Consider the following 22,580-nt stretch of genomic DNA (forward strand, 5'->3'; position numbering starts at 1 on the left):
CCCGTTATTAATTTAACTGCTCAATGGATTATATCAGGATAAAAGTTATAGATAAAACTAAGGAAATTCACGAACTTGAATTGCCCAATGATCCCGCTTACTCACTGATGGAGTTATTCAGAGCATGCGAACTTCCAGTATTAGGAACCTGTGGTGGAATGGCTCTTTGTGCATCCTGTCATATTTTCGTTCATTCTGCAAATTCCCTACCCGACATTAAACCTGAAGAGGCACAATTATTAGATAGCCTGCCCAACAGTGCTGAAAATTCAAGATTATCTTGCCAATTACCGGTTTCAGAATTGTTAGATGGCCTTATTTGTGAACTGGCTGCAGATTAATTTCTCAGTTCTATTTATTTTGAGACATCCATCATTTTCAATACTTCAAGTAGAATTTTATCTTTTAGTTTAGGTAAAGAAATTGATTTATCTGCATGTTTAAAATTAAAATCAATGCTCAAGGAAACTGTATCCTTTGTGAGTTTTGAAAGATGAATCTGAATTTCATTAATAAGCATCTCTGGAACCAGATCCCGGCTAGCCTTTTGAATGATAAGATCTAATTGTTGCCTTTTGTTGACGACCGAAACCGGCAAATCCAACTCCATATTCAAACAAAAATTTTCTTTACTGCTATAGTTGATAATATCACTAAAATATGCTGATGAATTTGGTATATTAATTAATTGATTATTATTGGATAAAACAATTTTATGAATATTGAGATCATGGACTCGCCCCTCTTTATCATTTATTTTAACATAATCACCTATTGCGATATCCCTTGAAAAGCTGAAATTGATGCCACAGATAACATCCATGACCAATTCTTTTGAAATAATAGCAAGCGCTGCAGCGACAATACTCAAAGCAGTTAAAAGCTCTTTTGGATGCAATCCAAACATGCCAATCATCAGAAAAAATGATGCCATGACGGTAAGTAAATAATAAATATTTCGCAGACCAATAATGACATTATCAGAATATTTATGGCCTAGTTTTTTCCGCTTTCTATAGATGTATTGTGTTAACCTAATGACCACATTTAAAGAAAGCCAAAAAATGCCAAAATTCAGTAAGGATCTAAAAAAAGCGGATTGATCAATCCAGGTTTCAAGCATTTCACTACCAAGGCCTTCTTTAAGAGCAATTATGACCAGAAGGACAATAATTTTAAATAAAAATTTAAATGCGATCATGCTTTATAATTAGCTCTGCAAAATAAACATTCCCTTAGTTTTTTGGTGGAATTAATTGAAATGTGGATCGTCTGTTAGCCTGATGTTGCTCCTCTGTGCAATCTGTACACTTACAATTTATGGCCTGATTCGTAGCTCCAAAACCTTTTCCTGCTATTCGTTCCTTCTGTATTCCCTTCATTATTAACCAATCTGCTGCAGACTTTGCTCGTTTTTCAGAAAGATTCAGATTATAATCATTCATTCCTATGCAATCGGTATGCGATCCAATCAGCACTACAATTTTTGGATTTTTTTGCATGATATCCATTAAATTTTGCAATGCAGGAATGGCATCTTCCCGAATTTCCCATTTGTCAAAATCATAATACAATTCTTTTAATAAAAATTCTCTGTTGTAAACGACCGGAATTAATTCATAATCCATATTTAAAATAAGGATGCTATCCCGATCTAAGTCAGGTTTAGCGGGAGAACTAAATGAAATATCTCTGTTTAAATAACCGGGTTTGCCAACTACGAATTCATACGTTTGTTCCGCTAGTAATTTTAGAGTTAATACTTTATTGGATGTCGTAGAGAAACTAGATTTACTCTTTTTGTCCACCAAATTAATGCTATCCAATATTTTTTCAACAGAACCAGTATAACTTCCAGGTTCCAAAAACCTGATCTTTGCGATGATATCAAATTTGTATGGTTCTTTCTTAGGCAATTCCTGATTTAATATTTTTTCTTTCGTAATAACTTGATAAATTTTATCCAAGCCAGAGCCGGTTCTATTGGATGAGAAATAAGCCTTTTGTAATTCATTTTCTTCAAGATTCGCGTTTTGGTCAATGTAATAGTGAAAATCGTCAGACTCTGAATTGATTGGATTTTTTAAATTGATGGGTGGCGACCAAGTGTTCTGTGAAGAAAAATGTGTTTTATACAGATCTAAACCGCCCATTCCAACTAAACCTGAACTACTAAAATAAAGCGTGTCCCCATTCCAGACAGGAAATACTTCGTCAAATTCTGTATTGATAGACTCACCAAAATTGATTGGATCAGACCATTCATCGCCATTTTTTAAAACATAATATAAGTCGAATTTACCAAGACCATCTTGATGATCCGAGCTAAAGACAAAAATGGAATCAGAGGCATGCATTGCCGGATGCATCTGATTGGATGCCTCCTCAAACATAATAAGTTCTTCCGGAGTTGACCATGTATCCTTGGTTCTAATTGATTCATATATTTTACAAAATTGTTTGCCTTGAATAATTTTGTCACATCGCGTAAAATATAATTTATCTGAAACTGGGGAATAAGAAAAGGCTCCTTCATTGAAAGCCGAATTAAAAATAGAACCCACGACATTGGAATTCTGCGATTTTACCATGAGGTCTGAAAATGGTCTTCCTGTCCACTCAAATTTATTTTGGCTTTTATTTTGGGTATTCCACTTTTCTGAAACATACATCCATTCATCCGGCAAAAAGCGCTGATAGCCATATGAACTTCCTTCACCATTGACTTCAGGTAACTCAACAATACTATACAGATAATTAGATGGGGACTGTTCCCATTGTTGCATAAGTTTACAAATGCTTATTTCTTTGCGTACTTCCAGCGGACTTTTAATTTCATCGCCATATAATTGGAAGGCATTTGCAGCTGCTTCATACTCCCCATTATTTTTAAGCGCTATGGCGTATTCACGCAAAGCGTCCGGACCAAAATTTAAATCATAAGCTGTGCGAAACCAGTGCAAGGATTGCTGGTAATCGCCGGTAAATTTCGAACATAAACCCAATTTATAAGCCTTTTCGGCTCTAACAGATTCTGTGGAAGTTTCCGTAAATTCCAGTTTAAACATCGATGCTGCCTTAGCATACTGTTTGACCTCAAAGGCCTGATCGCCTGTCCGGATTTTATACTGATAATTACACCCGCAAAAGACAATTATGAATATCGCAAATATATATTTGAAAAGCATATCAAAGCATTCCGTTCATATCAAACAAGATTAACGTTTAATCGTTCGCTAAGTGTATGGAAAGAACTAATCTCTAATTCCGACTTTCAAAAATAAACAAAAAACCCCTTGATAAGCAAGGGGTTTTAATTATTTGTTGTTTAAACTTTTAAAAGTTGTTTGCTCGTCTTTGCCTTGATCTTTTTAGCTGCATACTTTAGATTTGTCTTTAAGTCGACAATAATAGGAGTGGCCACAAAAATTGATGAGTAAGTACCTACAATGATCCCTACCACCAATGCAAAACAAAAACCTTTTGTACTGGCTCCTCCGAACAAGAAAAGTATAATGATTGTCAAGAGCGTCGCCAATGAGGTATTTACCGTTCTTGATAATGTCAATGAAACTGCTTCATTGATCAATTCCCTATCTGATTTTTGAGATTCAAAACCCAAATGTTCTTTGATCCTATCAAATACAATTACTGTATCGTTGATGGAGTATCCAATGACTGTTAGCAAGGCGGCGATAAGTGCCTGATCCACTTCCATGGAGAAATTTAACACTCCGTGTAAAAGCGAAAAAGCGCCAAGCGTAATAATGGCATCATGCGCTAAAGCAATGACCGCTCCGGCACTGTATTGCCATTTATAAAATCGGAATAGGATATAAACGAAAATAACGAGAAGGGCAATAATAATCGATTTAATCGCAGAACTTTTGATATCATCTGCAATGATGGGCCCTACCTGACTAAACGAGGCAATGTGAGTCCCGGAAAACTCATTATTTATAAAATCCTCGTATTTTAAATTGCCACCACTCATTTCATTAATTCCTTCAAATAATTTTTGATTGACTCTTTCAGCTGCATCCGGGGCATTATCATTAATCAAATAAGAAGTTGTGATATTGAATGTGTTACGGGTATCTACACTTTTTACGATCGGATTTCCTCCAAAGGATTTTGTTAAAGCCTGCCGTATGTTTTCTGCATCCACATCTTTTTCAAAAGTGACATTATACGAATACCCCCCTTTAAATTCAACGCCAAGTTCGAAACCTCTGGTAAAAAAAGATACCAGGCTAATAATCACCATTGCGGCAGATAATATGTAGGCATATTTACGATTGCCCACCCAATCATAGTTTACGTTCTTAAAGGCACGTGCTGTCAAATTGCTGGCAAAAGAAATAGAGTTACCTTTTACGCCAACCCACCAGTCGAGAATCAATCTTGAAACCAGGACTGCAGTAAACAAAGAGAAAATAATACCTATGATCAAAACGATACCAAATCCCTTAATAGGACCTAAACCGTATATGAATAAGACTATGGAAGTTAAAATTGTCGTTACGTTAGAGTCAATAATGGCAGAATAAGAGTGTGCAAATCCTTCTTTAATGGCATCCATAAGCACGCGTCCCGCTGCAAGTTCTTCCTTGATACGTTCATAAATAACGACGTTGGCATCAACGGCCATACCCATCGTCAATACGAGACCTGCGATACCAGGCAGGGTAAGTACAGTTCCAAAAGAAGCGAGTGTCGCCAGAATAAACAATACGTTGAGCAATAAAGTTAGAATCGCAACAAAACCACTTGAAGTGTAATAAATAACCATAAAAGCCATGACCAGTAAAAATCCACCGATAATGGACCATAATGATTTGCTGATGTTTTCTTTACCTAAGGAAGGACCCACCAAAGACTCCTGAACAATTCTGGTCTTTGCCGGAAGTTTACCAACTTGCAAAATATTTGCAAGATCTTTAGCTTCATCGATTGTAAAATTACCGGATATCTGAGAATTACCGCCTAAAATAGGCTCGCGAACACTTGGACATGAAACTACTTCATCATCAAGCACTATGGCAATCTCACGTTTATTGTCATTTCCTGCACGGGTAGTCATTTCGCCCCAAATTTTGGAGCCTTTATTATCCATGGCCAGGGAAACCACTACCTCTCCAGTCAAATTGTCTGGATTTGCGGAAGCTCTGGCTATTCTCTCACCATCTAGAGGCGCCGTAGAAACTCCCGGTTTTTTCTTGATGGCATATACATTGTAATTATTGGAAGGCTTGGTTTCGCCTTGGAGCTTATAAGGTTTTGCCTCAATTCTAAATTCTAGATCTGATGGAAATACAGCCTTTACTTCCGGTCTGTTGACCAATTCAATAAATCGCGATCTATTTGATTTTTCAACAGAACCAATAATAGCCGTATAACCGGCAGCAGGGCTAGTTGGCGAGAATACAGCCAAAAGCGGTCCTTTTTCTGTAAGCGGATCTGACTTAATAGTATCGGTACCAATTTTAACTGAGTCTATCGGATTTCCTAATGAGTCACGGGTATAATCATAGCGGTCAACTAAAGTATAGTCAGCTTGAGTTGAAGTCGTATCTCCTTTGTCAATAGCCGCCAATTTTTTATCAGCATTCACGATGCCATCAAAAACGCCGGGATCAGAATTTCGGTAGACATCCCAGAATTCTAATTTGGCGCTGGCTTGAAGATATTTACGAGCTCTTTCGGGATTATCGATTCCCGGAAGTTCGACTACGATCATATCTCTGGTTTTATCAAGAGATACGTTAGGTTGGGTCACACCCAACTTATCGATCCTGTCTTTTAACCTTTTAAAGGTAAGATCTACCGTCTCATTAGCCACCTCGCGCAAAATCCTTGCAACATCTAAATCTGATGTCTCAAAGTTTACTCGATCTTTTAAGGATGCACCTCTCGAAAAAACGGAAGCCAAACTTTTACCGTTTGATTCTTTTTTAAATTCTTCGACAAAAAGACTGATGAAATCTTGTTGGCTGTTGCGCATGCGATCATTGGCATTGGCAATAGCTTTCCGAAAAGCAGGATCTGATGAGTTTCCAGCTAATGAAATGATGAGATCTGATAAATCAATTTGAAGAATGGTACTCATTCCGCCCTTGAGATCCAAACCCAAAGCCAATTGTTGCTTTTTAAGATCGTGGTAGGTAAATTCCTTAATCAAAGGAATGCTAAATATTTTTTCGCTGGAAATAGAGTCGAGATACTTTACCCGGGCCACTTTTTGAGCAGCTTGCCGGGAAGTTTCATCTTCTATTCCTCCGGTTACATTTAGCGAGTATTCTGCTGCCTGTCTTTCAACCTTATTCGTTGGTAAATAATAAACAAACTGCAACAAACAAACAAGAACGATTGCAATGAGCAGCCACTTGACGATTCCTTTTTCAAACATATACTGTATTACTTTACTTTTTTCAAAAACTCCGCAAATATAGTGCTTCCAGCGAAGAAATGGAGGATATTCTAAAATAAAAGGAGCCTAGGTAATATGATTAAAATTTTATAAATAACTGATTTATAATTATTTATATGTTTTTAAAAAGTATAACGCAATTTAAGACTCATATTTCTTGGGGCCTCTAAAAGACCAGGCCGGGTAGTATAAATTTCATTCAGTAGATTATTAACATTTAATTGAATATTCCATTGCTGTAAATGGTAGCCAATTCTCAGGTCGTGGACCCTGTATCCATGATCATGGACTTTTCTAAAATCTTCTATCCCTTTTATGAATAAGGTCACCTGAAACAACCAATCAATGGCTTGCACATGTGAAACATATTGAAATGAATATCCTGCATAAAACTTCCTGTAATCTAAATTTATATCAAACCGGAATAAGTTCTTAGAACGATATTTGAGAATGTTTACATCGGCACTTGAGTTGGCTGCGTTTTGCTGACCAATGGGTGCAAATTCCCTTTCATTGATAGCCAAATTTTTACCTTCCAAATCAAACTCCCGATATTTTGGATTGATATAAGTATATCCTGCCTGAATCGTAAGTGATCCATTTTGAATAGGACGAGAAACATACAATTCCGCTTCGTAACCTTTGATTTGAGTATTCCCAATATTTTTGGATTGAAACTGAAGTTGATTGTTCAAAACAAATTCCATCATATCAAAATAACTAGACTGGAAATAAGAAAAGTCAATCATTCCTTTAAAACCCAAAATCGCTAAACCCTGACGGATTCCAAACTCAGCATTCCAGCCATGCTCAGACTGTAATTTGGGATTAGGCACGATTTGTAATCCACCGGCAAATGTTGAAATGTATTTTTCAGCCAAAGAAGGAAATCTAAATCCTTCACCTATCGAAACTCTTAAAAAGCTAGCTCTTAGCAACTGATAATTCATCCCTGCGCGCAGTATAAACCGATCATCTTTTGTTTGCTGTGCAATATCACTTCCTGACAATTTACCGGGACCCTCAGAGGTATAGCGTTCATACCGGATGCCCGCATTCATAAGCAAACGAGACCAAAAACGTTTTCCAATTGCAGATAAGCTGCTTGATTGTGTAATGTAAATGCGGTATCACTATATAGTTTGGCTTTCGTCCAGGTTCCATTTAAAACCAGTCCCGCTTGAATATCCAGCAATATAGAGTTGATGCGTTTATGCATTTGATATTCCCCATATGCATGGTTGCTCTTATTTTCCTGATTCTGGTCAGCTCCATTAAAAATATTGTAATACCTGCTTATCAATTTATGATGAAAGCCTTTTCGGTCATGATAACTTAAAGCCGGGTCGATGGTAAATCGCAATTTATCGCTTTTGGTTGCCGCTCCTTCTGCCCCTTCGTACAAGCCATTATCCAGCCAATAAAAAAAATCACTGCTGGAACCGCCATTTGCATTTATGCCAAGCGAAAAAAGCAAACTATCACTCATTCGATACCGCGCAATTCCGTTGAAGCGAACATTATCAGAATTATTTTTTTTATTAAATCCAATTTTCCGATCGTAACTGGCATTCACCGAATAATCCCATTGGTTTATTTTTTTGCGATGTACTATAGAAAAATAATTTTCATAAGGCAAACTTATCTGACCTTCTTTGCCCCACCATTCTTTGCCATTTCCAGGTTTTAAATAAACCGTTGGAACAATAGAAATGGCAGTATAAGGATCGCTCCCCGGAAGTACACTCCGAAAATGGACCACTCCATTCATAGCCGAACTCCCATAGAGCGTTGAAGATGCACCCTTTATAACTTCAATTTGGCCGATGCTTTCCATGGGTAAATCATTCCAATAGGGATTTGCAGCGTCGTGTTGCATCATCGGCATATCATCCATCATCAACAAGACCCTGCTACCCGCTCCATAACTATATCCGGAACCTCCACGAATATTCGCCTGCCCATCTATGATTTGAACTCCTGGAATTCGATCCAGCACTTTTTCACCACTGATTGAGTTGAGGCGGTCAGGCATCTCTTTTGTGATTACATTCATAGACACCGTAGATTCTGCAATAGGTCTCTCAAATTTAGAGGCGCTCACCACAGTAGTTGACAATAATAAAAAACTTTCCTCCAAAAGCACAGGTTCTGCAGTCAGCATCTCTATTGGAATTTCTTTGGTCTCATAACCCACCAATTTAAAACGAAGCACATGTGCAGTACTATCGAGTGACAATTTAAATTCACCTCTTTCATTGGTAAAACAATATTTTTTGCCTGATGTAACCATCACGTCAGAAATGGGCTCTTTGGTTTTGTTATCCAAAACAAGTCCTTGTAAACTTTGTGCTAGTTCCTGAGCCGGCAAATATGCTTTCAAAAATAAAATTATCAGGATTATAAAGTTCTTATTCATCTAGTCTGTATATTGGGCCAATAAATACAGCAATATTATGAATCAATTTGCGATTTCTTTTATTTTATCCATCTTCAGTTTAGGTGCATATTCCCAGATCTGTCTTCCTGATAGTACATTGAAAGATTCATCTGCAGGCGTATTTCCAAGACCTATATCTCCTACAAATCCAAATGGAGGTATCACTAAAAAAGCATGTATTAACAAACCCTATGAATTTGTATTCACGGTAGTAGTGCCTGACACTGTCCAAATTCCCATTTTGCCGGCTCCCCTACCCCTTGAAAAAGTATCCATTGATACGCAAAATGCAATTTCAAATTTGCCGGTTGGCATTTCGTACAGTTGCAATCCACCTAACTGTATTTTTAAAAAGAATGAAATCGGATGTCTTATCCTCCATGGCACTCCTAGTCCTGTAAATACACCTGGTGATTTTAAACCAATCATTAAGTTAAAACTCACTGTTAATGTTGGCGTTCCGTTCGATTATACCACTGAATATCCAGGTACCGCTTTTCCAGGTGAGTATATTTTATCGTTATTGTCCGAAGTTGATTGTGCATCCAGCTCTAATAATTTGATAGAAAAAACGGATACCTGGTATCCAAATCCGGTTTTAGGAAACACCATTAAGACCCAATCAAAAGCCGAATACATTTTGCTTTTCAACAGTCAAATGCAACTGTTGAAATCTGAAAACATTCTTAGCGGGAATACACTTGATTTGAGCTCCTGTGAAAATCCTGGTTTATATCTAATCTATTGGATGGAAAATAATAAGCGTTACTTTCAAAAAATTATTCGCTATTAGAATCGCAAACTTATTTTACGAAGAAGTAATTATTGGGCTAAAGTCAATTCCAGAAGCGCATTTTTGAGGTAATTCAATTTATTCTTCCTCTTCAAAATCGTCATAAAAGATAGGATCGATCATAGGCAACCCGATCCATACTGTTTCTTCTTTACTTACTGACATCATTCTTAAGATACCTCCACTCGAACGTGCAATTTGCTCGGCATAGGCTAAAAAAGAAGTGTATAGTTGACTCGAAGTCCGCATGGGAAGTTTTCGCAGAATTGGATTTAATTGACTAAGTTTATTACTTATAACAGAACATCTTTCTTCCGCTGAAACTGGAAGTTCAGCCATCCCTTTTTCAAACAATTCAGCATATTGAAGATCAACATCTTTGTAATAAGACTTTAAATCAAAATGGTTATGGTAACTTCTGATTTTTACAATTTTCTCAGCCCAGGTTTTCTCTTTTAAATCAATTTCATTATCCGCACCTGCTATTAAAATAGCAATTAGTGGAATAGCTTCGACAAGCAATTGGTAGTCTGCTGCTGAGATTTCTTTAAATTGTGTATTCATAAATCAGGTCTAAAGGAATGAATTATTGACAAATTTACTATCTTTTAAATACCAAACAAATATATCAGTAGAATCCTATTCTAAATAGCTGGCAGCGGCTTTATATTTGCGGCAATGAAAGGACAGCCTTTGTTATTTGAAATAAATACAATGACTCCGTTAATGGAGCAATATTATGCCATGAAGGCAAAGCATCCAGATGCGATATTGCTTTATAGAGTGGGAGATTTTTATGAAACCTTTGGCGAAGATGCCATTACTACTTCTAAAATTTTAGGCATTGTGTTGACCAAACGCAATAATGGTGGTTCAGACATTGAATTGGCAGGTTTCCCACACCATTCCCTTGATGTTTATTTACCGAGACTTGTAAGGGCCGGCTTTCGGGTCGCATTGTGCGAGCAACTTGAAAAGCCCGTTAAAGGAAAAAAAATTGTGAAACGCGGTATCACAGATGTCATCACACCCGGAGTTACTACTGATGATAAATTATTAGATGTCCGGAAAAATAATTTTTTAGCTGCCATTCATTTTTCAATTGAGAAAATTGGAATCGCTTTGGCAGATATATCAACAGGCGAATTTTATCTTTCAGAAGGAGATATTCCTTATATCAAAAAATTACTTGAAAGTTTTAATCCATCTGAGATCATTATTTCCAGACAGCGAATCACAGAATTTGAAAAAATATTTGGAGATCAGTTTTATTCTTATGGTTTAGAAGAATGGATTTTTCAAAGTGATTTTGGCAAAACAAAACTCCTTGACCATTTTAAAGTCAACAGTCTTAAGGGATTTGGCATCGAAGAATACAATATAGGTCAAATAGCGGCTGGTGTCATATTGCATTATTTAGACACCACCGAAACTAAAAATCCATCACATTTATCAAGTATCAGCAGATTATCGAATGATGATTTCGTATGGATGGATCGATTCACCATTCGAAATCTAGAATTGATAGAGCCAATTCATCCCGAAGGCAAAACCTTATTATCTATCATAGATCGCACACAAACCCCGATGGGATCGAGATTACTTCGAAAGTGGATCGTACTTCCCCTCATGGATGTAGCTAAAATTCAATCCAGGCTCGACATGGTTGAAAGTGTTATCAATGATCAAAAATTAACTGATGAGTTGGAATCATTACTACATCAATTCGGTGATTTGGAAAGATTGGTTTCAAAAATTCCATTGCGAAGGATTTCACCCAGAGAAATTAATCATATTAAAAAGTGCCTCAAATTATTAAAGCCACTCAAGTCACTTTTAGAAAATCAAACCAATCATAATCTAAAAACAATTGGAAACCAAATTCAAAATTGCGATGATCTTTGTCAGCTAATAGACTTGCAATTGGCAGATGATGCTCCAAATCAAACCAATAAAGGTGGTATCTTTAAATCAGGTTGTTCGTCAGAATTAGATGAATTAAAATTCGTACTCACCCATTCAAAAGATCTTTTGGTTGAAATCCAAATGAAAGAAGCCGTAGCAACCGGGATCAACAATTTAAAAGTCGGATACAACTCTGTTTTTGGTTATTATCTAGAAGTTACCAATAAATTTAAAAATCAAGGACTCATTCCCGACCATTGGATACGCAAACAAACAATGTCTACGGGAGAACGTTATGTAACAGAAGAACTTAAAAATCTGGAAGTTAAAATTTTGGGAGCTGAAGAAAGAATTATTCAAATTGAAGAAGATCTGTTTGAAAAACTCATTGATTTAATTCAAGAATACCTTTTACCATTGCAGCAAAACGCAAAAAATATTGCCACCATAGACGTTGTTCATTCATTCGCGAAAACTGCAATGACGCTTTCTTTTTCAAAGCCATTATTAGATGATGGCAAAATTATAGATATCCGAAATGGAAGGCATCCTGTGATCGAAAACCAATTACCTGATGGGGAGCATTACATTCCCAATGATATATACCTCGATTCCGATTCACAACAAATCCTGATGATTACTGGGCCAAATATGTCAGGAAAATCAGCCATACTTAGACAAACTGCGTTGATCTGTCTAATGGCTCAAATTGGATCATATGTTCCTGCCAAAGAAGCAAGGCTAGGTGTTATTGATCGAATTTTTACCCGAGTTGGTGCCAGTGATAACATTTCCTCCGGCGAATCAACATTTATGGTTGAAATGAACGAAACATCTTCTATTCTCAATAACCTTTCTGATCGTTCATTGATTTTATTGGATGAGATTGGCAGGGGCACAAGCACTTATGACGGCATCTCCATCGCATGGTCTATCGCTGAGTATTTACATAATATTCCTGACAAACGAGCCAAAACGCTTTTCGCGACGCATTACCATGAATTAAATGAACTTGCAGAATATTTGCCAAGGATTCATAATTATCACGTAGCCACAAAAGAATTAAATAACAGTGTCATTTTTTTGCGAAAACTAGTCAAAGGAGGCAGCGAACATTCCTTTGGAATCCACGTTGCTCAAATGGCTGGTATGCCTAAAGAAGTTGTAAACAGAGCTTTTATAATATTAAAGGGGCTTGAAGAGCATAGATCTAAAGGCAACAGTGGAACTAATATAGAAAAAGAAAATTCCATTCAATTTCCAACGGAACAAGAAATAGTCAATCAAAATTTTATCGATCAAATCAAAGCAATAGATCTTAATACCTTGTCTCCTATTGAATGTATGATGAAAATTGCTGAAATTCAAAAGCAAATGCGATCCGTTTGAATGCCATTGAATTCTTAATGTAGTGTATATTTTTCACAAATAAATTTGACAACCCGGATTAGATTAGGCAAATGGTCTAATCGTAAATTATTAAAATCTCTATTTCACAAAACTACACGGAAAGACTCATTCAGAAATTAATTTACCATTACATTCTTGAAGAACTTCTGATGTCATTATTGCTATATCACCAATATTTTAACGCAGCATTTATTCCGTCTTTCCTCAGCAGATTTTTTACATTTAGTTTCCATCATTCCATTTTGCGCAACATCATTAAATGAAATATTACACCCAATTGGAATTCTAAAAATCAGGAGCTAGAATTCATCTGATTTTACTGAATACAATAAATTTCCTATCAGGCAAATTTATTTTTACACTGATTGTTAACCTATCCAGCAAAAATATGAACCCTCCCCTTATTTAATGCACATCCAACGCAAAGTGTGCTGTTTATTACCACTTTGCAAATTAATAAAATAGATTCCTGGATCAAAAGCTTCCGTTTTGAAATCAAGTTTAATAGATTTTCCAGAAATGACTTCTTGGTTTAAAATTTTTCCGTATACATTGAGAATACTCCAGTTCAATACTGTAGATTCAGCTAATTCTATAAAAAGAGTTGCTGTTGAACCAGGATTGGGTGCAATGAATACACTGTTTAACCATGATGGAGTTTCTACACTCACCAATTCTTTAACTTCATAAGGGCCGAATGCCTTTATACAATCATTGGCATCAGTTACTTCACAATTATAAATACCCGCAGCTAAGCCGCTGGCAGGATTATCAATACTACCATTGCTCCATTTATAAGCATAAGGAGGCACTCCACCGAATATTTCAAGCAGGATGCTGCCAGTTTTTTGTCCAAAAGTGGTATTGGTTATATTTACATTTTGGCTTATAATTTCAAGTGCTTGCTTGATGGTAAATGATTTATTCAGCTTGGTACCCTGTTGATCTGATATTTGAACATCATAATCTCCTGCTTCGAGATTCAAAAGATTCTGACTGGTGTCAGAAGTATTCCATAAAAAGTGATAGGGCGGCACACCACCTTGGATGTTTAGTTTTATATGCCCATCATCGCCTCCAAAACAACTTACATTTCGTTGTTCATAATTCAATAAATTCAAAGAAACCGAAATGCCTACAAGAATTTTCCTACAGTAGACTTGAGGTCCACAATCATTTTCTGAACTTAAACATACTTCGTATTCGCCATCTGAAGCAAAGCTATGTTCCGGATTTTGCAGACTACTTTGTCCACCATCTCCAAAATTCCAAGTCCATTTTGTAGGTAATCCAGTCGTAAGATCTTGAAATTTAACAGTTCGATTGTCTATATTTTGTTCAAAATTTGTTTGTAATGGTGTTTGCTCTTGAACTTGAACTTCTGCAGTATTCGTACAATGATTTTGAGCATTAAATACTTCTAATTTATAGTCTCCCTTTTTATCCACCAGCGGAAACAAAGAGTTTGCTCCACTAACGATATTCCCATTTAAAGTGGACCAACTGTAAGTCATATTCGGACCCGTTGATGAAGATCCTGCATCAATTGTTATTTCAGAAACAGTGCAGCTCAAATCTCTTTCAGGGTTTGCTATTGCATCTGGTTTTAGTTGATCCTTTACAATACCAATCGTATCTCGGGTAATACACTGATTGACCGTGTCCTTGACATGTAGAATATAATTTCCAGCGTCACTGACTTTCAAAAGATTAGATTTTTCATAAAATATGGAATCTCCAACTTTCTTCCAATAAAAAACAACCTGAGTATCCAGACTCTTGCCTATAATATTTGATTCCAAATATTTACAGTTGATTGCTGTATCTCCTGTATAATTTAAATTGGGAAATTCGCGGACATCGATGATTTCAACTGAATCGATAGCACTACATTTGTTTTGAACATTACTTACTTTAATATAGTATCGACCTGGCAGGTCGGCTTCTCCTATTTTTTCATCAATTCCCTTTGTTATTCTACCTGCAATGGTTGACCATTCATAAATAATTTCAGGGCCTTCATCTGAAATAGAACCATCTAACAACACAAAACCATTTTTGCATTCAAGATCTTTATTAGACCCTGCGTTTGCAATTGGTCTGATGGTGACATCAACAAATACGCTAGAAACTTCATCGCACAATTTAGAATCCGTCACCGTAACCTGATAGTCTTTTCCACCGCTCAAATCTTCAAAAAACGGACTGCCTTGCTGGCCAAAACCAATATCGTATGAATAAGGCGGGACGCCACCCGTGGCTTTTGCTAAAACGCTTCCATTCATTTCACTACAGGTTTCCAGTTTAGCGCTGGTGGTGAGTTTTAATAATGTTGGTTGTGTAAGGGTATAGTTTTTCGTAGTAGTACAATTATTTTGATCAGTTACTGTTACCGTATATGCACCGGCTATTAGGTTCGAAAGATCCTTAGTGCTCTGGGTATTTGACCAGTTATAAGTATATGGCGAAGTTCCATAATCCGTTTCGATTTCAATAGCTCCGGTTGATTCACCGAAACAATTGACGTGAGTTAGATTAGAATTTGTAACAGCAACTCTTTTAGAAGGACCGTTGACAGTCCAAGGACCAAATTCTTTAAAATAACCGTTGAGGTCGGTTACCGTCACTCCGTAAGTACCTCCCGGCAAGTTTATCAGATCTTTAGTTGTTGCACCATTGCTCCATTTGTATGTCAAAACACTGTGGCCACCTGTTGTAGCTAAAGTAACTTTTCCATTGTCACCACAAAGTGAATGTGTCACGGAAGCCGTAGCATTTAGTTTAAAACTCTTGGTAATCCAATTCACATATTCCTGGTAGGTTCTTGATTTAATCTTCCAGCTTCTCTTATCCGGAGCGATCACATAAAGCGTTGGATAAAAAGCAATCTGGTAATCACTCATTACGGATGGACCGTTAGTAGATGACAAATCAGCGATGGGATATGGCGTTCCGGCAACCCAATTGCCTTGGGTAGAATTATTACATCCAGAAGGACCGTAAAGACAGTTTGTATTGGTACTCCAATCGCCCTCAAGCATGATTACTGTAGTTTGAGCACTCAAATTATTATACACCTGCTCCATCACACCGCTACTCTTGAATGTCCAGCAAGGTCCACACCAGGTAGCCATAAAATCCAAACAAGCTGCTTTATCAGTGCCCATCATTGAATAGAGGCTATAGGTATTTCCATTGAGATCTTGAACTGAAAAATCCGGAGCAATGGCACCTTCACCTAATTGGGCATTGGATTGAGTTACCAATAAAAAACTCAGTAAACTGAAAAAGAATCTTTTCATGCTTTTTAATTTTTAGTAAAAATAATGAAAAACAATTGAGATTCTCAGAAAATTTCTGACCTTATCTTCTGATATTCCGCATTTGCTGCATCATATTGCCCACACCTTGCCCTTTAGACATCATAAACATCATTTTTCGCATTTCCTCAAATTGCTTAATAAATGCATTTACTTCATGCAAATTCCTTCCACAACCCTTAGCTATACGGGTTTTGCGGGAAATATTCAATAATTCCGGATTGCCGCGTTCCTGGGGTGTCATAGATTGTATGATGGCTTCCACTTTACCAAAAGCATTATCATCAATTTGAACATCCTTGGTTAGTTTTCCCATCCCGGGGATCATACCCAGTAATTGGTTTACATCGCCCATTTTTTTGATTTGCTGAACTTGTCCTAGAAAATCATTAAAATCAAACTTGTTTTGTTTGATCTTTTTCTCAATTTTTTTGGCTTCAACTTCGTCAAATTGTTCTTGAGCTTTTTCGACAAGACTTACGATATCCCCCATTCCTAAAATCCGCTGTGCCATCCTGTCGGGGTAAAACACATCAAGTGCATCTAATTTTTCACCTGTTGACACAAATTTAATGGGCTTTCCGACCGTGTATTTCACAGACAATGCTGCTCCACCGCGGGTGTCTCCATCTAATTTGGTGAGAACAACTCCGTCAAACTGAATTCTGCTATGAAAGGCTAATGCCGTATTTACAGCATCTTGACCTGTCATGGAATCTACCACAAACAAAGTTTCGGAAGGTTGCAAAGCAATTTTTAATCGCTCAATCTCGTCCATCATTTCTTCATCGACAGAAGTCCGGCCGGCGGTATCTACAATGACGATATCAAACTGTTGCTCTTTAGCATACTGAACTGCTTGCTGAGCTATTGCCACAGGGTCTTTAATTTCAATATTTTTGAAGACTTCAGTTTCAATGCTTTCTCCGAGTACCGTCAACTGATCAATGGCAGCCGGCCTGTAAACGTCGCAAGCAGTGAGGAGCACTTTTTTATTCTTCTTTGATTTCAGGAAAAGAGCCAATTTTCCGGAAAAAGTGGTTTTACCCGATCCTTGAAGGCCTGCTATAAGAATCACTGAAGGTTTTCCACTCAGATTTAAGCCTTCGGCTTGACTTCCCATGAGTTCGATCAATTCATCCATGACGATCTTTACCATGAGCTCGCCGGGTTTTACAGCCTTTAAGATGTTCTCAGTCCCAAGTGCCTTTTCCTTGACTTTATCGGTAAATTCTTTAGCGATTTTATAATTAACATCGGCCTCGACCAAGGCTCTGCGAATATCTTTAATGGATTCAGCAATATTTAGGTCTGTTAGCCTGGCATTGCCTCGTAATGCTTTAAATGCCTGATCTAAACGTTCATTCAAACTTTCAAACATGATCAATATTTTGCGCAAATATAGGAAGGAGCACCCTGATATGCACTTCTTGAAAAGACAATGGTTCTAATTGATGGCTAGCAATTTGCCACCATCAAGTTTAAATCTCAGGGTTTCGAAGGGTAAGTTCGGAAGTTCCAAATAACTTGTTGAAATTAGTGCAATTTTTTCTTTAATCACTAAATTGTAAAGGATTGCGATGAGTTTGTTGCGAAAATTCTCCTCTAAGTACTCGAGCAATTGATCAATTAAAATCAATTTGGGTTTTGTGATAATACTTCTAAGGATCGCAACGGTTAGTATTTCTGTATGTGACAAATTTCTAATTTCAGATTTAATTTTCGCCAACAAGCCTACTTCGTCAAGCATCTCTTGAATGATACTTTCATCAGGTTTTTCCTTAATTTTATCTGCTGCCTGCAGCGCCATCATTAAATTTACACGTATGGTCTTGTCCATTAACAAATCCGGAGTTTGTTGAGCAAGACCAATTTTTCGACGCAATAGTCTGGCATCATCTCTGTTTACTGGAAATAAAGTGTAACCCAATATTTGCAATTGCCCAGACCCTTGATCGTGATTTCCTATAATGGCATTCAATAAGGTCGATTTTCCAGAATTTGGAGGACCAATAATTTCACTCCATTGCCCTTCAAAGATTTTAAAAGTTCCCTCATCGAGTATGCATTTCTCTCCATGAAACAAACACAATCTTGAAGCATCGATAATCGGATAAGTCATCATTGAAAGTATTAAGGCTCAAAATTAGACTGACAAGCTAAGTTTTTGTTGAAATGTCAATATATTTTAAACAAAAGAGCTTACAGAATTTTTATGCAGATCTTTAGCTAAATTTGTCCAATGAAAAGAGTTTACATCCTTTCCTTTATTTTAATAGCAGCCGCAATAGGCATTCTCATCACCGCTTCTAAAGATTTTTCAACCTATTCCGGTTTTGAAGATGCATCAGCTAGCGGAGATTTAGTTAAAATTGTAGGGCAATTGGCCAAAGAGCAGGAGATCTATTACAAACCTGAAGAGGATGCTAATTATTTTAGTTTTTATTTAACAGATAAAACCGGTTTGACGAAAAAAGTTATTTTAAGAGCTCCTAAACCTCAGGATTTTGAATTATCAGAACAAATTGTATTAACAGGCAAAATGACAACCGAACATTTCGAAGCAAAAAATATGCTTTTAAAATGCCCCTCCAAATACAAAGACGAAGAAATCTTTATTAAGTCTACAGCCGAATTATGAATTCCGTTCAATACCTCAATGAACATATCTGGATTCATTATGTAGGACATTTTTTAATACTCCTTGCATTTTTTAGTGCAATGTTTGCAATCGTTTCAGGTTATCTGCAACGCGCTCAACCAAGCCCTCAATGGCTGCTCGCAATAAAGCTCGCATATATCATTCATTTTAGCTCCATTTTATCTGCTATTGGCTTGATCTTGTATATGATGCAAAGCCATTACTACGAATTTGAATACGTTTGGGCACATGTGTCAGATGAATTGCCGATGCGATACATTCTTTCGGCATTTTGGGAAGGACAGGAAGGGAGTTTTTTGTTATGGATGTTCTGGAATGGGATTTTGGGAATTTATTTTTGTCGCCAACAAAACAAACTTAGAACAAGCGTTTTGCTCATCATTCTTGGGGTTAATGCAATACTGACCTCTATGTTGTTAGGGGTTCATTTTGGTGAAATCAAGTTAGGAAGTAGTCCTTTCAATCTTCTCCGATATACCATGGACATTCCATTATTCGCAAATGCTGATTATGTAAGTCTCATAAAAGGCAATGGTTTAAATCCATTGCTTCAGAATTATTGGATGATCATACACCCACCTACTTTATTTCTGGGATTCGCATCAACCATTATCCCTTTTGCATATGCCTGTTCTGCACTTATCCATAAAGATCAACAACAGTGGTTAAAAGAAGCTTTGCCCTGGAGTCTGTTTTCTGGATTTGTACTCGGCACCGGCATTCTCATGGGCGGAGCATGGGCATATGAAGCCTTAAGCTTTGGAGGATACTGGGCTTGGGATCCCGTAGAAAATATGTCACTGGCGCCTTGGTTGATCCTGGTAGCAGGAATTCATGCCAACCTCATCGCAAACGCCACAACTTATTCCTTAAAGCCTACATTTATATTATATTTTTTGAGTTTTATTTTTGTTTGTTATTCTTCGTTTCTTACAAGGAGCGGAATCTTAGGTGATAGTTCTGCACATGCCTTTACACAAATGGGACTGGAATGGCAATTGGTGGCTCTATGCGTTTTCTCTACCATTTTTCCATTTTACACTTATTGGAAACAAATTAAATATTTTCCTTCTCCTCAAAAAGAAGAAGATATACATTCCCGTGAATTTTGGATGTTTATTGGGAGTTTAACACTATTGTTTAGCGCATTGCTCATTTCATTTACCACCTCGATACCCGTTTACAATAAAATCCTGGACTTAGCAGGATCTATATCTGGCAACAACTTCACGCATTTGCATAGAAGTATTCCTCTGGATCCCATTTCACATCATAATCAATTTCAGATTTGGATAGCCATTTTTATTTCTCTCCTGTCAGGTACAGCCGTGTATTTAAAATACTTACAACCGGAAGGGCCTTCAAAAAAAACCATATTAACACTTGTTAGTTTGTTTTTACTTTCTTTAGTAAGCTCCACTGTCGTGTATAAAATTTCTTTTGTTCAATTACATTGGAGCCATTTTTTATTTCTTTTTTCTGCTTGGTTTGCGCTATTCACTTCCGCGTATTTTTTTCTATTTGTATTAAAGGCAAATCTCAAATTAGCTGCTTCCGTTTTGTCACATTGTGGCTTTGGCATACTCGTACTTGGAATATTATTTACCGGCGTTAATAAACAAATTCTATCAACCAATAAATTTGCACAGGAAGGCCTCCTTGAAAATCCAGATATGGATGAACTCTCCAAGCACATAACATTGATTCGCAATGAATCCATGTTTATGAATGGTTATTGGGTTGAATACAGTCAGGATACTTTTATACAAAAGATACGTAAATACACTTTACAGTTTTGGAAGGAAGATACAAGTGGAAATCGAACAGAGACTTTTACTTTATATCCCGAAATACAATACGACAATAAACTTACAAAGGTCGCAGCATCAAACCCCAGCATTAAAAGATCAGTTCATCAGGATATATTCTCCTTAATAGCTCAAATACCGCAATCTCAGGTAGATGCAGAATCTGCAAAACAAGCAGAAGATAGTCTCGTCTATAAAATGCATTTTATAAAACCCGGCGATTCCATTGAAACCAACGAGCATTTGTATGTGTTAAAGAACATTCATACACAATTTACACCCATAGAATTTGAAGTCAAACCAAATGACCAGCAGTTTCAGATGGAATTAGAGGTTATTAGAAAAGAAGATCGCAAAATGCACACCAGCAAACCTGCCATTCTTTTCAGGAATAATCTCATCTATAAATTTCCAGCAAAAATGGAATCTTTTGGGCTTCGTCTCAACATTCCCGATACTTTGTACAGCAGTATCGTGCCACCTTACCAAGACCTCGAAAAAAAATTAATTCAAATTCGAAAAGAAGAAATCCTACAAATCTCCGACAAGATTCAGTTGAAACTCCTTGAGATTGGCAAAAATGTACCTCAAGAAATCATCAAAGAAACCAATGCTGACATTGCAGTATCAGCCATATTAGAAATAAGTTCCGCTCAAGAAAAATCACTTGTGGAATGTTATTTCGTAATTCGGGGCCATCAGATTATTTCTTTGCCTGTAAGCACGCTTTCGCCCGGTATCAGTATCCGCTTTGTCAAAATCAACCCTCAGACCGAGGAAATGACATTTGAGTATGGACTCCATCCGGATCTGCACCATTTAGCCTTGCCATTTGAAATTGCCGAAAATGCGCCACGTACTGATTTTATTGTAATTCAGCTGATTCGTTTTCCGTGGATTAATTTAGTTTGGTTAGGAAGTATATTTATGGTTGCAGGCTTATTGTTAGCTTCTTATCATCGGCGTAAAGTTTTAAGCGATGTCCTCTAAAATTGTCTTAATGGGATCGGGCAATGTGGCCAGCCATTTAGGGCAAATACTTTATCATAACGGACATCAAATTCTGCAGGTTTATTCGAGAAATCTCACAAACGCAGTCCATCTGGCGAAACAAATGCAAGCGGATGCCATTGATCAACTTAAGGAATTAAATACTGAGGCTGATTTTTATCTGATATGCATAAAAGATGATGCCATTCAAAGCATTAGCGCTGAATGTTCAAATTATTTGCCTCCGCATTCGCACATAGCACACACCAGTGGTGTCAATAGTCGGGATCTGATTGATCCTTATTTTATTCATCGGGGCCTCTTTTACCCACTACAAAGTTTTAGTTTAAACAGCCAACCAGATTGGACTGAAATACCCATTTTTACCGAAGGATCTGAAGCATCCTTAGCCGCATTTCATGAGCTTGCGGCTACGATAAGCCATAAAGTTTATCATATGAATGACGCGATCCGCACTCATTTGCATTTGGCATCCGTTTTTGCAAATAATTTTACCAATTTTAATTTGATCATTGCCAAACAAATTCTTGAAAGTTGTAATGTTCCACTTGAAGTTCTGAATCCTTTAATGACCGAGACAATACTCAAAGCATTCAAACTCGATCCCATCCACACACAAACAGGTCCGGCTAAACGCATGGATACAACTACATTAGAAAAACACATTCGTTTGTTAGTAAGCGAATTTCCTGAATACCGCACTCTTTATAAAAAATATTCTCTACTCATCATGCAAACCTTTAAACATGAGAATCCTCGGCCAAATTCCACACCCACAACTGCTGATTAGCGTATTTAAAT

General features: G+C 37.0%; 15 protein-coding genes. 6 read left to right on the forward strand and 9 right to left on the reverse strand.

Annotated features, from left to right (window positions below):
* Positions 1–23: 23 nt before the first annotated feature.
* Positions 24–341, forward strand: coding sequence for a 2Fe-2S iron-sulfur cluster binding domain-containing protein (locus IPM92_07090; protein ID MBK9108142.1), 318 nt, complete (start codon positions 24–26; stop codon positions 339–341).
* A 14-nt stretch (positions 342–355) separates the two neighbouring features.
* Here the strand turns inward: IPM92_07090 and IPM92_07095 are convergent, their stop codons facing one another.
* The 5 genes from IPM92_07095 to IPM92_07115 all read right to left on the reverse strand — a co-directional run bounded on the left by IPM92_07095 (position 356) and on the right by IPM92_07115 (position 8,813).
* On the reverse strand, positions 356–1,201 hold the full coding sequence (locus IPM92_07095; protein ID MBK9108143.1) for a mechanosensitive ion channel: 846 nt from the start codon (positions 1,199–1,201) through the stop codon (positions 356–358).
* A gap of 34 nt (positions 1,202–1,235) precedes the next feature.
* Positions 1,236–3,188, reverse strand: coding sequence for an OmpA family protein (locus tag IPM92_07100; protein ID MBK9108144.1), 1,953 nt, complete (start codon positions 3,186–3,188; stop codon positions 1,236–1,238).
* A 140-nt stretch (positions 3,189–3,328) separates the two neighbouring features.
* Positions 3,329–6,409, reverse strand: coding sequence for a protein translocase subunit SecDF (gene secDF / locus IPM92_07105; GenBank protein ID MBK9108145.1), 3,081 nt, complete (start codon positions 6,407–6,409; stop codon positions 3,329–3,331).
* Positions 6,410–6,552: 143 nt separating this feature from the next.
* Positions 6,553–7,491 (reverse strand): TonB-dependent receptor, encoded by a 939-nt coding sequence (locus IPM92_07110; GenBank protein ID MBK9108146.1) that lies wholly within the window; start codon positions 7,489–7,491, stop codon positions 6,553–6,555.
* Positions 7,488–8,813 carry a TonB-dependent receptor plug domain-containing protein gene (locus IPM92_07115; protein MBK9108147.1) on the reverse strand — a complete coding sequence of 442 codons (1,326 nt, stop codon included), beginning with the start codon at positions 8,811–8,813 and terminating at the stop codon, positions 7,488–7,490. Before IPM92_07115 ends, IPM92_07110 begins: the two co-directional genes overlap by 4 nt.
* A 73-nt stretch (positions 8,814–8,886) precedes the next feature.
* On the opposite strand from IPM92_07115, the gene IPM92_07120 reads away from it, so the two are divergent.
* Positions 8,887–9,663, forward strand: a complete 777-nt coding sequence (locus IPM92_07120) for a T9SS type A sorting domain-containing protein (protein MBK9108148.1) — start codon at positions 8,887–8,889, stop codon at positions 9,661–9,663.
* A 78-nt stretch (positions 9,664–9,741) separates the two neighbouring features.
* Here the strand turns inward: IPM92_07120 and IPM92_07125 are convergent, their stop codons facing one another.
* The gene (locus tag IPM92_07125; protein ID MBK9108149.1) at positions 9,742–10,227 is read right to left on the reverse strand and encodes a hypothetical protein; all 486 of its coding nucleotides are present in this window, start codon (positions 10,225–10,227) and stop codon (positions 9,742–9,744) included.
* Between the two features lie 162 nt (positions 10,228–10,389).
* Between IPM92_07125 and mutS the strand changes: the two genes are divergently transcribed.
* Positions 10,390–12,957: a DNA mismatch repair protein MutS gene (gene mutS, locus IPM92_07130; protein MBK9108150.1), complete on the forward strand. Its 2,568-nt coding sequence runs from the start codon at positions 10,390–10,392 to the stop codon at positions 12,955–12,957.
* Between the two features lie 422 nt (positions 12,958–13,379).
* Here mutS and IPM92_07135 read toward each other — a convergent pair whose 3' ends face one another.
* From IPM92_07135 to IPM92_07145, 3 genes are all read right to left on the reverse strand, one after another.
* Complete coding sequence (locus tag IPM92_07135; protein ID MBK9108151.1) at positions 13,380–16,280, reverse strand: T9SS type A sorting domain-containing protein; 2,901 nt, start codon at positions 16,278–16,280, stop codon at positions 13,380–13,382.
* A gap of 61 nt (positions 16,281–16,341) precedes the next feature.
* Positions 16,342–17,679, reverse strand: coding sequence for a signal recognition particle protein (ffh, locus tag IPM92_07140; protein ID MBK9108152.1), 1,338 nt, complete (start codon positions 17,677–17,679; stop codon positions 16,342–16,344).
* Between the two features lie 66 nt (positions 17,680–17,745).
* On the reverse strand, positions 17,746–18,423 hold the full coding sequence (locus IPM92_07145; protein MBK9108153.1) for an ATP-binding cassette domain-containing protein: 678 nt from the start codon (positions 18,421–18,423) through the stop codon (positions 17,746–17,748).
* 117 nt (positions 18,424–18,540) lie between these two features.
* Here IPM92_07145 and IPM92_07150 point away from each other — a divergent pair, with 117 nt between their 5' ends.
* The 3 genes from IPM92_07150 to IPM92_07160 are packed head-to-tail and all read left to right on the forward strand — an operon-like array spanning position 18,541 to position 22,569.
* Positions 18,541–18,939, forward strand: a complete 399-nt coding sequence (locus IPM92_07150; protein MBK9108154.1) for a cytochrome c maturation protein CcmE — start codon at positions 18,541–18,543, stop codon at positions 18,937–18,939.
* Positions 18,936–21,758, forward strand: a complete 2,823-nt coding sequence (gene ccsA, locus IPM92_07155; protein ID MBK9108155.1) for a cytochrome c biogenesis protein CcsA — start codon at positions 18,936–18,938, stop codon at positions 21,756–21,758. The genes IPM92_07150 and ccsA overlap by 4 nt, the downstream gene beginning before the upstream one ends.
* Positions 21,748–22,569, forward strand: coding sequence for a DUF2520 domain-containing protein (locus IPM92_07160; GenBank protein ID MBK9108156.1), 822 nt, complete (start codon positions 21,748–21,750; stop codon positions 22,567–22,569). The genes ccsA and IPM92_07160 overlap by 11 nt, the downstream gene beginning before the upstream one ends.
* Positions 22,570–22,580: the final 11 nt, after the last annotated feature.

It is taken from the genome of Saprospiraceae bacterium (assembly GCA_016719615.1).
In the GTDB taxonomy this organism is placed as follows: domain Bacteria; phylum Bacteroidota; class Bacteroidia; order Chitinophagales; family Saprospiraceae; genus Vicinibacter.